Below are 13,260 nucleotides of genomic sequence, written 5' to 3' on the forward strand. Positions count from 1 at the left end.
AGGAGTTCCTATGGCCATTCACGGCACCATTCATCAACGAATGCTGCGTGGGCTGTTTCTGGGGTTGTGTCTTTGTTCCGGGCTAGCCAGCGCGGAAGTTCACAAGGGCCACGCCATTGCCATGCACGGCGAGCCCCAGTACCCGGCAAGTTTTAGTCATTTTGACTATACCAATCCGAATGCTCCCAAAGGCGGCTCCCTGCGTCTGCATGTGGTGGGTAGCTTCGATTCGCTCAACCCGTTCGTGCCCAAGGGGCGCCCCGCTGCCGGCATGGGGGCAACCGATAACTCCCATCTCTACGATTCCCTCACCGTGCGCGGCGAAGACGAACCCTTCACCCAATATGGGCTACTGGCAAAAACCATCGAGTGGCCAGATGACCGCAGCTGGGTACGCTACCACCTGCACGAAGAAGCCCGTTTTTCCGATGGGCACCCGGTGCGCGCCGAGGACGTGGCCTGGACCTTTAACACCCTGATGGAGAAAGGGCGCCCTTTTTACAGCTATTACTATGCAGAAGTGGATAACGTCGAAATCAACGACCCACTTACGGTGACCTTTCATTTCAAGCCTGGCAGCATCAACAAGGAGCTACCGCTGATCATCGGTCAGCTTCCCGTGTTGCCCAAACACCTCTGGGAAAAACAGGACTTCGAAAAAAGTGGCATGTCTATTCCCGTAGGCTCTGGCCCCTACCGTATCGTCAAGGCCGACCCCGGCAAGCAGATTACCTATGCGCTGCGTGACGATTACTGGGCAAAAGACTTGCCGGTCATGCGCGGCCGTAACAACTTCGGCACCATCACTTACGATTATTACCTCGAAGAAAATGTGGCACTGGAAGCCTTCAAAAGTGGCAACTACGACTGGCGCCACGAAAACAACTCAAAACTGTGGGCAACGGCCTACAAAGGGCCCGCTTTCAGCAAAGGTCAGATCAAGACCGAAACCGTCGCTCACCACAACCCGTGGGGCGCACAGGGCTTCCTGTTCAACATCCGCAAACCCCTTTTTCAGGATATGACCCTGCGCAAGGCCATTGGCTACGCGTTCGATTTCGAGTGGTCCAACAGCAACCTGTTCTACGGTCAGTACAAGCGTAACCGCAGCTATTTCGAAAATTCCGACATGGCAGCAACCGGCTTGCCCAGCAAGGCCGAGCTGGCATTGCTGGAGCCGTTCCGGGACCAGCTACCTGATGAAGTCTTTACCACTGCCTACCAGCCCCCGCAGAGCGACGGCTCTGGCCGCCCACGAGAGAATCTTCGCCAGGCGCAACAAATGCTCAAACAGGCGGGTTACCAGTTCCGTGATGGCACCCTGTTCTCGCCCAAGGGGACCCCAGTCAAATTCGAGATTATCCTCAGCTCCCCGGCCTTCGAACGTGTGGTGCTGCCATTCTCGCGCAACCTCAAAGCCCTCGGCATTGACGCCAGCGTTATCACCATTGATTCAGCCCAATACGTGGAGCGCATCCGTAATTTCAATTTCGACATGATTGTGGGGCGCATCGGGCAATCCAGCTCTCCAGGCAATGAGCAGAAGGAATACTGGAGCTCAGCCGCGGCCGATCAACCCAACAGCCGCAACCTGATCGGCATACAGAACCCGGTCGTGGATGCCCTGGTCGACCAGATCATCGCGGCCCCCAACCGTGAAGCGCTGGTGACCAGCTGCCGGGCGCTGGACCGGGTGCTGCAATGGAATTACTACTCGGTGCTTAACTGGTACACCAACGAGCACCGCATTGCCTACCAGTCCAGGCTGCGTCATCCGGATTTTGCCCGGTACGTGCCACTCGATACTTCTCTGGACACCTGGTGGGATAGCACTGCGCAATGAAGCTTTATATCGCCAAACGCCTGTTGCTGGTGATACCGACTCTGTTTGGCATTTTGTTGTTGAACTTTGTTGTTATCCAGGCCGCGCCCGGTGGGCCCGTGGAAAAAACCCTGGCTGAACTGCAGGGGATCGGCACTGGCGGCACCGGAGGCAGCTTTGCCGGCGGCAGTGCCGACACCATGACCGGGGGCAATTACCAGAATGCCAAAGGGCTGCCCCCGGAACTGGTGGAGCGTATCGAGAAGATGTACGGCTTTGACAAGCCTGCCCCCGAGCGCTTCTGGCTCATGGTGAAAAACTATTTCAGCGGCAATTTTGGCGAATCCTACTACCGCGATCGGTCGGTCACCGAGTTGATCATCGAGCGCCTGCCAGTCTCTATCTCTCTTGGCTTGTGGAGCACCCTGATCGCCTATCTGGTCTCCATTCCCCTCGGCATTCGCAAGGCTGTGCACGATGGCACCCGTTTTGATGTATGGAGCAGCACCCTTATCGTCATCGGCTTCGCCATTCCCAGTTTCTTGCTGGGCCTGCTGTTGATCGTGCTGTTTTCCGGCGGCTCCTATTTCGAATGGTTCCCGTTACGCGGGCTCACCTCTGACAACTTTGATGAACTCACGGTAATGGGCAAGGTATGGGACTATATCTGGCACATCACCCTGCCCACCATAGCCATCGTGGCCGGCAACTTCGCCACCCTGTCCATGCTGACCAAGAACTCCTTCATGGATGAGATCCGCAAGCAGTATGTGCAAACCGCCCGCGCCAAGGGTCTGGCGGAAAAACAGGTGCTGTATGGTCATGTGTTCCGCAATGCCATGCTGATTATCATCGCAGGCTTCCCCGCTGCCTTTATCAGCATGTTTTTCACCGGTGTGCTACTGATCGAATACATCTTCTCACTGGATGGCCTCGGCCTGCTGGGCTTCGAAGCGGTGATCAGCCGGGACTACCCGGTGGTATTCGGCACCCTGTTCATCTTCACCCTGTTGAGCCTGGTCATGAAGCTGGTCAGTGACCTGACCTACGTGTGGGTCGATCCGCGTATCGATTTTGAGCGGAGAGACCACTGATATGCCTCTGCTGAAAATCACCAACCCCGTCTGGGCCCGCCAGTGGCAAGCATTTCGCAGCAATCGTCGCGGCTACTGGTCGCTATGGGTATTTCTGGTGCTGTTTGTGATGAGCCTTGGTGCCGAGCTGGTCGCCAACGAAAAGCCGTTACTGGTGAGCTTCGACGGCGATTGGTACGTACCGGTATTCAACAGCTACCCGGAGACCACCTTCGGCGGCTTTTTCGAATCTGAAGCCAACTACCGAGACCCGGTGGTAAAGGAGCTGATCAACGAAAAGGGCTGGATGATCTGGCCCCCTATCGCCTTCAGCTACAACACCATCAACTACGACCTGGATGTCCCTGCCCCGGCCCCGCCCTCCTCGGAGAACTGGCTGGGCACCGATGACCAGGGCCGAGATATCCTGGCCGGACTGTTGTACGGGTTCCGCATTTCCGTGCTGTTCGGGCTGATGCTGACTATCCTGTCGAGCATCGTCGGTATCCTCGTGGGTGCTGTGCAAGGCTACTACGGCGGCAAGCTGGACCTGTTTGGCCAGCGTTTTATCGAAATCTGGTCCAGCATGCCCACCCTGTTCCTGATCATAATCATTTCCAGTTTTGTGGTTCCCAGCTTCTGGAGCCTGCTGGTCATCATGTTGCTGTTTTCCTGGATGACACTCGTGGATCTGGTTCGGGCTGAATTTCTGCGCTGTCGAAACATGGATTACGTGCGCTCAGCCAAAGCCATGGGCGTGCGGGCACCGGTGATCATGTTCCGCCACATGCTGCCCAATGCCATGGTCGCGACGCTGACCTTCCTGCCCTTCATCCTCAATGCCGCCGTTGTCACACTGACATCACTCGATTTCATCGGCTTCGGCTTGCCGCCCGATGCCCCCTCGCTGGGCCGGCTGGTAGGCCAGGGCAAAGCCAACTTGCATGCGCCCTGGATTGGTATCAGCGTTTTCACCACACTCACCATCATGCTGACGCTGCTGGTGTTCATCGGCGAAGCGATTCGTGACGCCTTTGACACAAGGAAGTTTTTGCAATGAGCCTGCTTTCCTTGCGCGGACTACACATACAGTTTGGTCATCAGGTTGCCGTGGATGGCATGGATCTGGACCTGGAACCCGGTCGCATGCTGGCACTGGTGGGCGAATCCGGCTCGGGGAAGTCGTTAACGGCCCTGTCGATACTCGACTTGCTGCCCGACAGCGCCACCTGGAAAGCGGACAGCGTGACTTTCGAGGGTGAGGACCTGCTGCAGCTCAACGACAAGCAGAAGCGGGCCTTGCGCGGCGGCCGTATCGGGATGATTTTCCAGGAGCCGCTGACCGCCCTCAATCCCTTGCACACCGTCGAGAAGCAAATCAGCGAAAGCCTGTTTGTCCATCAGGGCATGAGCCATGCCCAGGCCCGCAAACGTTGCCTGGAACTGCTCGAACAAGTGGAACTGCCCGCCAGTGATGACATGCTCAAGCGCTATCCCCATCAATTAAGTGGTGGCCAGCGCCAGCGCGTCATGATTGCCATGGCGTTGGCCAATAATCCCCAGGTCCTGATTGCCGACGAGCCGACTACCGCTCTGGATGTCACCGTACAGGAAACCATCCTGACCCTGATCAAACGACTGCAGACCGAGCTTGGCCTGTCGATCCTTCTGATCAGCCATGATCTTGGCGTCGTCGGCCGGTTTGCCGATGACATCATCGTCATGCACAACGGCAAACGCGTGGAAGCCGGGCCGACGCGGACCGTGCTGACGGAACCGCAGCAGGAGTACACCCGACACCTGCTGGACTCCGAACCTCAGGGCCGTATGCCAGCCCTGCCTGAGGACACCGCCGTCCTGCTGGAAGCCACCGATATCGACGTGGCTTTCAAAGGTAAACGCACCCGGCTACTTGCTCCGGCACCGGTATTTCAGGCCGTAGACCGCATCAGCCTGACGGTACACAAGGGCGAAACCCTCGGCGTTGTTGGCGAGTCAGGGTCGGGTAAATCCACCCTGGCACTTGCCCTGCTCCGGCTGATCGCCAGCAAGGGCAGCATCACCCTGGATGGCACCGCCATCCATACACTTAGCCAGGGGCAATTACGGCCATGGCGCCGCCGCATGCAGGTGGTGTTTCAGGATCCCTTCGGCAGCCTCAACCCCCGCATGACGGTGGGCCAGGCCATTGCCGAGGGGCTTGCTGTGCACGAACCAGCCCTGAGTCGAGAGGAGCGCGACACTCGTGTCAGTGCCCTGCTGGACGAAGTGGGCCTGCCACAACAAGCCAGGCACCGGTATCCCCATGAATTCTCCGGGGGCCAGCGACAACGTATCGCCATTGCCCGGGCACTTATCCTGCAACCAGACCTTTTGATCCTTGATGAGCCAACCTCAGCGTTGGACCGCAGTGTCCAGTTCCAGATTCTGGAACTGCTGAAGTCCCTGCAGCAACGCCACCAGCTGAGCTATCTGTTTATCAGCCACGATCTCAAGGTAATCCGCGCCATCTGTCACCGCGTAATGGTGATGAAAGATGGCCAGGTGGTCGAACAGGGGGACGTGGAAGCGATATTCGATGCTCCCCAGCAAGCCTACACCCGTAAGCTGATCAACGCGGCTTTTGCTGGGGATTAGTGGCCTGTTAAAAGCCCCTTGCATGTCACACCAAAGGAAACACACCGTTGCATTTCAATGGGGCCGAGTTCGCGTCATCAGGGCAGAAATTGCCTATACTTGGCCGCAACGCACACACTGCACCCACATAAACCGGGATACACCTGAAACCGTTGAGGGAACACCATGGGATTTCTTGCAGGCAAACGCTATTTGATCGTTGGTATTGCCAGCGACCGCTCCATCGCTACCGGTATTGCCGAGGCCATGCATCGTGAAGGCGCCGAGTTGGCCTTCACCTACCAGAATGACAAGCTGCAAAGCCGTGTGGAAAAAGCCGCCGAACGTTACGGCAGCAGCACTGAACTGTGCTTTCCCTGTGATGTCACCGATGACGCCCAGATTGACGCGGTATTCGAGGGTCTGGCGGCCAAGTGGGATGGACTGGACGGTATCATTCACGCTGTCGGCTTTGCCCCCGGTAACGAACTGGACGGTAACTTTGTCGACGTGGCCACCCGCGAAGGATTCAAGATTGCCCACGACATCTCCAGCTACAGCTTCGTCGCGCTGGCCAAAGCGGGCCGCAAGATGATGGCCGGCCGCAACGCCGCCCTGCTCACCCTGAGCTACCACGCCGCTCGTCAGACCGTGCCTAACTACAACGTCATGGGCATGGCCAAAGCCAGCCTGGAAGCGTCTGTCCGTTATTTGGCCTCCAGCATGGGGCCGGAAGGTATCCGTGTTAACGGTATCTCTGCCGGTCCGATCCGCACCCTGGCTGCCTCCGGGATCAAGAAATTCCGTAGCATGCTGGACTACAACGCTGCCAAGGCGCCACTGCGTCGCAATGTAACCATTGAGGAAGTCGGTAACACCGCCGCCTTCCTGTGCTCGGATCTGGCGTCCGGCATCACTGGCGAGATTACCTATGTCGATGCCGGTGCCAGCACCGTGTCCATGCCCTTCGAGCTGGAAGCCGACTAAACAGCGGCAAAGTAGCAGAGAAGGCAGCTATCCTCTCGAACCCAGCAAAAAGCCCGCCCGGGAAACCGGGCGGGCTTTTTGTTGGCAGAAGAACCTTCTATGGAAGCCGTGCAAGCAGGGTTATTCGCTTCGCCCCCCCCTTCGGGGCCGCACTGCGTGCGTTACTCCGCTGCGCGACTCACCTGGGGAGTACTCGGGTTATTAGTTGGCATCGAACTGATCGATCGCGGAGGCGTTTCCGTTCTTCTATAGCCCGGAACAATTTTGGGTTTTTCTATCGAATCGAGCGTAGCTCGTAGCTGAACGCTGCCCCAGACACTAAAAAGCCCACCAAAAGGTGGGCTTTTTAGTGGTACGAATGTCGGAGTTACTGTTCATCACCCGTATTGGGACTCAGGCGAGATGAATGCAGTTCCACATCCCCTTCTTCTCTCAACAGGGCAACAACCTGGCGGAAACTGCGCTGCCCTTCGATATTACCAAGCTCACGCAGGGCAGCCAGCTGTTGCTCATCCGTCAGCGGCTCAGCGTTACCGTCTTCCACTCGGGTGACCTGATAGGCAATCAGGGAGCCATTGCCGGTGCGGGTAATCGCCACACTGCCTTCACCTTCTTCTGCCGGGCGTGACTGCGAAAAAGCGCCATTGACCACTTCCATGGACGGCTCAGCGCCCCCCCGTTGCAGACCTTCCTGCTCCTGGACTTCCGCCTCAAACAGGGTAGCGATATCTTCCAGGCTAGCGCCCTCTTCCAGCTTTTTCTCGGCCTCGCCGATCAGGGACTGAACCTTGTCCGCCGCGCGCTCACCCTTGATACGCTCCTCAATGGCGAAACGAACTTCGTCCAGAGGCAGCGGCTCTGCGGCCTTCTCTTCGACAATCCGCACGGCAAGATACTGACCCGGGGCAGATTCCAGCAACTCACTGTTATGGCCATCACGGCGGACTTCATCGCTGTTCAGGGCTTGCTGAACAGCCGGCGCGTTTAACGGAGACGGCAACGCGGACAGGGCAACCCATTCGGTACGCTGTACTTCTGCACCGATCTGCTCTGCAGGGCTGTCCAGTGAGCTATGCTCGTACAAAGACTCTTCAAGAGTCGCCACATCTTCATTGAGCATCGCCTCAGCACGAGCCTGCTTGAGATCCGCGCGAATTTGCGAGGAGAGCTCTGCCAGGGTAGGCATGTCACGCTCTTCTGCCACTTCGGTGACCTTGATCAGGTGTACACCCGCATCGCTTACTACCGGTGCAGACACCACACCCGGTTCGAGTTCTGCAATAGCCGCCTCCATTTCTTCCGGCAACGCGCCCTTGGTCACCACGCCCAGGTCACCACCACTGGAGGCCGAACCCGGGTCGTCCGAATAGTCCGCAGCGGCATCGGCGAAACTCATACCACCGGCAATGGCCTTCTCGGCTTCTTCGGCACGAACCTTGGCGTCTTCCAGACTACGATCACCGTCTACTGCGATCAGGATATGCGCTACCTTGCGAGCCGTATTGGCACCGGATTCAGCAAGAATCGCCTTGCGGACCTCATACTCTTCTGCCACGTCCTCATCAGTGACCGACACCTGATCGGCGTACTGATCTGCCGAGAGGCTCACGTAGGCAATACGGAACTCTTCCGGACGCATGAATTCGCCCTGGTTCTCCTCGTAGAAGGTGGCGATTTCATCGTCACTCACGGAGAAACTGCTACGCAGGGCATTGAGATCCAGCTCGGTATAGCGGATATCGCGAACCTGCTCACCCAGGCGGCGCTGCTCGTCCAGTTCGGACGGCAAGGCGAAGTTCGTGGCCATGAAGCCCGCACGATACTGTTCTTTCACCATGTCCTGCTGGAGCCCACGGATGTAGCCCTGCGGGCTCATGCCACGGCTACGCAACTCACGCTCAAAACGGTTGTTGGAAAACTTGCCGTCTTCCTGAAACAACTCGATCTGGCGAACGTCAGCCGATACCTGGCTGGTGCTGAAAACCAGCTTGGATTTCTCGGCAGCACTGAGGATCAACTGTTCGTTAACCAAACCATCCAGCACCATTGCCGGACGTACAAATGAATCCAGCAGCGCGGGATTCATGTTCGGGCTTTGCTGCCGCAACATGTCGCGTACACGCTCTACCCGCTGATTGACCGCGTTACGGGTAATAGGGGTGCCTTCAACTTCAGCAACCACATCACCGCTACCGCCACCAACAAAATAGCCGTAAAAGCCGGAAATCACGAAAGGAAGAATGATCGCGGCAAGCAGGACCTTGCCCACGGGACCGCGGACAAACCGTCTGAACTCCTGCATGAAATTACTCCGTCGAGGTACTCTCGAATTACGATTTGAATGTCTGTCTTGTTATGTCAGAACCGCCACCAAGCGACAGTTCCTTTAAACTGAAAAAAGCGCATCCGCTAACGGGTGCGCTTTCTCAAACTGGCGGAGCGGACGGGACTCGAACCCGCGACCCCCGGCGTGACAGGCCGGTATTCTAACCAGCTGAACTACCGCTCCTGCAAACAGTTTAGTTCACCGCATCCTTCAGCGCTTTACCGGCTTTGAAGCCCGGTACTTTCGCTGCCTTGATCTGGATGGTCTGGCCAGTTTGCGGGTTACGGCCTTCACGGGCGGCACGCTCTTTAACAGCAAAAGTACCAAAACCTACCAGAGAAACGCTGTCACCATTTTTCAGGGCGCCAGTTACCGCTTCCAAAGTAGCGTCCAAAGCACGACCAGCGTCAGCTTTGGAAATGTCCGCGCTAGCGGCAATCGCATCAATCAACTCTGACTTATTCACAAAGTTCCCCTTTCTGTTTTCCCGGTTTTATGGTCGAGGCGAGACGCACTCTCCTTTGGCGAAGCCGCTTTTATACCAACGGGTATAAGGGCCGTCAAGGAACCAACAGTGCAGACTCTCCCAAGTTTAAAAAAATGAAAAACCATACAGATCAACTATTTAAAATTACTTTTAAAGTTGACTGTCAGTGTGTACTGGGACGCTTGTTACCTTCCTGGTTTTTCTCTTCAGCTAACGCCAGATCCTCCTCCTGCTCCGCTTGTGAAAGCGGACTGGGTTGGTGAGTCAGCGCCACATCAAGCACCTGGTCAATCCATTTTACAGGCCTGATATCCAGGGATGCCTTGATATTCTCCGGAATCTCCTTGAGATCCCGTTCATTTTCTTCCGGTATCAATACCGTTTTAATGCCGCCCCGGTGCGCTGCCAGCAGCTTTTCTTTCAAGCCACCGATCGGCAACACCTGCCCACGCAGGGTAATTTCACCCGTCATGGCCACATCTGCCCTGACCGGGATACCCGTCAAGACCGACACCATGGCAGTACACATGCCAATACCCGCACTCGGGCCATCCTTCGGCGTGGCACCTTCAGGTACATGCATATGGAGATCGTTACGCTCCAGGGCCCGGCGGCGAATTCCCAGCGCGCCTGCACGACTTTTCACCACGGTCCAGGCGGCCTGAATGGATTCCTGCATCACATCGCCGAGCGAGCCGGTAGAGATTACCCGCCCCTTGCCGGGAGTGGAAACACTTTCAATCGTCAGCAACTCACCACCAACAGAGGTCCAGGCAAGGCCGGTAACCTGACCAACCTGATCATTCTCTTCTGCTCGGCCAAAGCTGAACTTGCGCACCCCCAGATAATGCTCCACCTGGTCTTCGCCAAGAGTTATCGAAACCGCAGCCTCACCTGCCAACAGGTTCTCTTTAACGACCTTGCGACAAATCTTGCTGATCTCACGCTCCAGTCCCCGGACACCGGCTTCACGGGTGTAGTGACGCACCACATAACGCACCACGTCATCGCCGATCACCAACTCGTCTTTTTTCAGACCGTTGTTCTTGATCTGTTTGGGCACCAGGTACTGCAGCGCAATGTTGACCTTCTCATCCTCGGTATAGCCGGGGATGCGGATCACTTCCATGCGGTCCAACAGCGGTCCGGGAATATTCATGGAATTGGACGTACAGATAAACAACGTCTCTGACAGGTTGTAGTCCACTTCAAGGTAATGATCGCTGAAGGTATCGTTCTGCTCCGGGTCCAACACCTCAAGCAACGCAGAGGCCGGATCACCTCGGTTATCCATTCCCATCTTGTCGACTTCGTCGAGCAGGAACAGCGGATTTCTCACTCCGACCTTGGATAATTTCTGGATAATCTTGCCGGGCATGGAACCGATATAGGTCCGGCGATGACCGCGAATTTCAGCTTCATCCCGTACACCACCCAACGCCATGCGAACAAACTTTCGGTTGGTCGCCTTGGCGATGGACTGCCCCAATGATGTCTTACCCACCCCAGGCGGGCCGACCAGGCACAGCACTGGCCCTTTAACTTTGCCGACCCGGCTTTGCACTGCCAGAAATTCCAGGATTCGGTCTTTTACCTCTTCCAGCCCGTAATGATCACTGTCCAGGACTTGTTTGGAATTGGCGAGATCATGTTTTACCCGGCTGCGTTTTTTCCACGGCACTGAAGTCATCCAGTCCAGATAACCGCGCACCACGGTCGCTTCTGCCGACATGGGCGACATCATTTTGAGCTTGTTGAACTCGCTTTGAGCCTTGTCACGGGCTTCCTTCGGCATGCCCACGCTATCGAGTTTCTTTTCCAGCTCGTCCAGATCGTTGCCGGTTTCATCCAGGTCACCAAGCTCTTTCTGGATCGCCTTCATCTGCTCGTTCAGGTAGTACTCGCGCTGGCTCTTTTCCATCTGCTTCTTGACGCGGCCACGGATGCGCTTTTCTACCTTGAGAACATCAATATCTGATTCCATCAGCGCGATCAGGTGCTCTACCCGCTCACGAACATCCACCATTTCCAGCACGTCCTGCTTCTCTTCAAGCTTGAGTTGCAGATGCGCTGCAATGGTGTCGGCCAGACGGCTGACTTCGTCAATGGATGAGACCGATCCTGTGACCTCCGGCGCCACTTTCTTGGACAGCTTCACATAGTCTTCAAATTGGGACTGCAGAGACTTGGCCAGTGCATCCTGTTCGCCGCTGTCCGGCAAACCTTCTTCCAGTTCGCGTACGTCGGCAACGGCGCCTTGCTCGCCAAACTCTGCTTTCACCACGTGGGCACGCTGTCCCCCTTCTACCAGTACCTTCACGGTACCGTCAGGGAGTTTCAGCAATTGAAGAATGGTCGAAACGGTGCCTACCCGGTATATGTCATCAACACCAGGATCATCGTCAGACGCATTTCTCTGGGCCACCAGCATGATCTGTTTGTCCGCAGCCATAGCTGCTTCGAGCGCGGCGATGGATTTTTCGCGGCCAACGAACAGAGGAATGACCATATGGGGGTAGACCACCACATCACGCAGTGGCAAAAGGGGAATATCTTTCAGCACAGATTGCCTCTAAATAACCGGGAGGCGCCTTAGTCGGGCGCCACCTTGGAAGACTGCTCGCTGTTTTCGTAAATCAACAGCGGGTCGGATTCGCCTTTAATGGTAGGGCTGTCGATGACCACCTTGGCCACACCATCCATGGAAGGCACCTGATACATGGTGTCCAGCAACACACTTTCGAGAATGGAACGCAGTCCACGGGCACCGGTTTTGCGAATCATGGCCTTGTTCGCCACCGCACGGAGCGCGTCGTCGCGGAAGTCCAGCTCGACCCCCTCCATCTCGAACAGGCGAGCGTACTGTTTAGTGAGCGCGTTACGCGGTTCAGTGAGAATCTGTATCAGCGCTTCTTCACTCAATTCTTCCAGCGTTGCAATTACAGGCAAGCGGCCAATGAACTCCGGAATCAAGCCATACTTCACCAGATCCTCTGGCTCCACATCGACCAGCAGCTCTCCAAGATTGCGGCTATCGTCTTTGCTCTTCACTTCGGCAGAGAAACCGATACCGCCTTTCTCGGAACGGTCACGGATAACCTTGTCGAGACCGGCGAAGGCACCACCACAGATGAAGAGCATGTTGGACGTATCAACCTGCAGGAACTCCTGCTGGGGATGCTTGCGCCCCCCTTGGGGCGGCACGGACGCAACCGTTCCTTCGATCAGTTTGAGCAACGCCTGCTGCACGCCCTCCCCGCTCACATCACGGGTAATGGAAGGGTTGTCGGACTTGCGGGAAATCTTGTCGATCTCATCAATGTAGACGATACCACGCTGGGCTTTTTCCACATCGTAGTCACATTTCTGCAGCAGTTTCTGGATAATGTTTTCCACGTCCTCGCCGACATAGCCAGCCTCGGTAAGGGTGGTCGCATCCGCAATGGTGAACGGTACGTTCAGCAGTCGCGCCAAGGTTTCTGCGAGCAGGGTCTTGCCACTACCGGTCGGACCGATCAACAGGATGTTACTTTTACCCAGCTCGACCTCATCACGTCCTTTGCCACTCGTGCGCAGGCGCTTGTAGTGGTTGTAAACCGCTACCGCCAACACCTTTTTAGCGCGCTCCTGGCCAATCACATACTCATCAAGGGTATCCTTGATTTCATTGGGCTTGGGAAGACGTTCGCCGCCAGTCTCACTGCTGTCTTCCTGGACTTCCTCGCGGATGATGTCGTTACACAGGTCCACACATTCATCACAGATAAAGACCGAGGGGCCCGCAATCAGCTTGCGTACCTCATGCTGGCTCTTGCCGCAAAAGGAGCAGTACAGCAGCTTGCCGTCATCGCTCTTGCCAGTGGTATCGGTCATCGAATTGCCTCTAAACCTGTGTATTGAAAATCGCTATATCTTTGAAGATGCAGGGAGACCGGGGGTTTTTCAAGCC

Annotated in this window: 9 protein-coding genes and 1 tRNA gene; 5 read left to right on the forward strand and 5 right to left on the reverse strand. The window is 56.3% G+C overall.

Annotated features, from left to right (window positions below):
• Positions 1–10: 10 nt before the first annotated feature.
• From D4A39_RS04715 to D4A39_RS04735, 5 genes are all read left to right on the forward strand, one after another.
• Complete coding sequence (locus tag D4A39_RS04715; RefSeq protein ID WP_119917580.1) at positions 11–1,843, forward strand: extracellular solute-binding protein; 1,833 nt, start codon at positions 11–13, stop codon at positions 1,841–1,843.
• On the forward strand, positions 1,840–2,916 hold the full coding sequence (locus D4A39_RS04720) for a microcin C ABC transporter permease YejB (RefSeq protein WP_119917581.1): 1,077 nt from the start codon (positions 1,840–1,842) through the stop codon (positions 2,914–2,916). Before D4A39_RS04715 ends, D4A39_RS04720 begins: the two co-directional genes overlap by 4 nt.
• Position 2,917: 1 nt before the next feature.
• Positions 2,918–3,955, forward strand: coding sequence for an ABC transporter permease (locus tag D4A39_RS04725; protein WP_119917582.1), 1,038 nt, complete (start codon positions 2,918–2,920; stop codon positions 3,953–3,955).
• Positions 3,952–5,532, forward strand: a complete 1,581-nt coding sequence (locus D4A39_RS04730; RefSeq protein WP_119917583.1) for an ABC transporter ATP-binding protein — start codon at positions 3,952–3,954, stop codon at positions 5,530–5,532. The genes D4A39_RS04725 and D4A39_RS04730 overlap by 4 nt, the downstream gene beginning before the upstream one ends.
• Before the next feature lie 165 nt (positions 5,533–5,697).
• Positions 5,698–6,498: an enoyl-ACP reductase FabI gene (locus D4A39_RS04735; RefSeq protein WP_022986571.1), complete on the forward strand. Its 801-nt coding sequence runs from the start codon at positions 5,698–5,700 to the stop codon at positions 6,496–6,498.
• 367 nt (positions 6,499–6,865) lie between these two features.
• Here D4A39_RS04735 and D4A39_RS04740 read toward each other — a convergent pair whose 3' ends face one another.
• From D4A39_RS04740 to clpX, 5 genes are all read right to left on the reverse strand, one after another.
• Positions 6,866–8,800: a SurA N-terminal domain-containing protein gene (locus D4A39_RS04740; RefSeq protein ID WP_022986572.1), complete on the reverse strand. Its 1,935-nt coding sequence runs from the start codon at positions 8,798–8,800 to the stop codon at positions 6,866–6,868.
• A gap of 130 nt (positions 8,801–8,930) precedes the next feature.
• Positions 8,931–9,007 (reverse strand) — tRNA-Asp (locus D4A39_RS04745).
• 10 nt (positions 9,008–9,017) lie between these two features.
• The gene (locus D4A39_RS04750) at positions 9,018–9,290 is read right to left on the reverse strand and encodes an HU family DNA-binding protein (protein WP_022986573.1); all 273 of its coding nucleotides are present in this window, start codon (positions 9,288–9,290) and stop codon (positions 9,018–9,020) included.
• Between the two features lie 184 nt (positions 9,291–9,474).
• Entirely contained in the window at positions 9,475–11,874 is a 2,400-nt protein-coding gene (gene lon, locus D4A39_RS04755) for an endopeptidase La (RefSeq protein WP_022986574.1), read from the reverse strand.
• 29 nt (positions 11,875–11,903) lie between these two features.
• Entirely contained in the window at positions 11,904–13,184 is a 1,281-nt protein-coding gene (gene clpX, locus D4A39_RS04760) for an ATP-dependent Clp protease ATP-binding subunit ClpX (protein WP_022986575.1), read from the reverse strand.
• Positions 13,185–13,260: the final 76 nt, after the last annotated feature.

Source organism: Alcanivorax profundi (assembly GCF_003597125.1).
Taxonomy (GTDB): Bacteria; Pseudomonadota; Gammaproteobacteria; order Pseudomonadales; family Alcanivoracaceae; genus Alcanivorax; species Alcanivorax profundi.

Coding starts and splice junctions, on each gene's coding strand:
- D4A39_RS04715 (WP_119917580.1), top strand. CDS start 11: ATGGCCATTCACGGCACCATTCATCAACGAATGCTGCGTGGGCTGTTT.
- D4A39_RS04720 (WP_119917581.1), top strand. CDS start 1,840: ATGAAGCTTTATATCGCCAAACGCCTGTTGCTGGTGATACCGACTCTG.
- D4A39_RS04725 (WP_119917582.1), top strand. CDS start 2,918: ATGCCTCTGCTGAAAATCACCAACCCCGTCTGGGCCCGCCAGTGGCAA.
- D4A39_RS04730 (WP_119917583.1), top strand. CDS start 3,952: ATGAGCCTGCTTTCCTTGCGCGGACTACACATACAGTTTGGTCATCAG.
- D4A39_RS04735 (WP_022986571.1), top strand. CDS start 5,698: ATGGGATTTCTTGCAGGCAAACGCTATTTGATCGTTGGTATTGCCAGC.
- D4A39_RS04740 (WP_022986572.1), bottom strand. CDS start 8,800: ATGCAGGAGTTCAGACGGTTTGTCCGCGGTCCCGTGGGCAAGGTCCTG.
- clpX (WP_022986575.1), bottom strand. CDS start 13,184: ATGACCGATACCACTGGCAAGAGCGATGACGGCAAGCTGCTGTACTGC.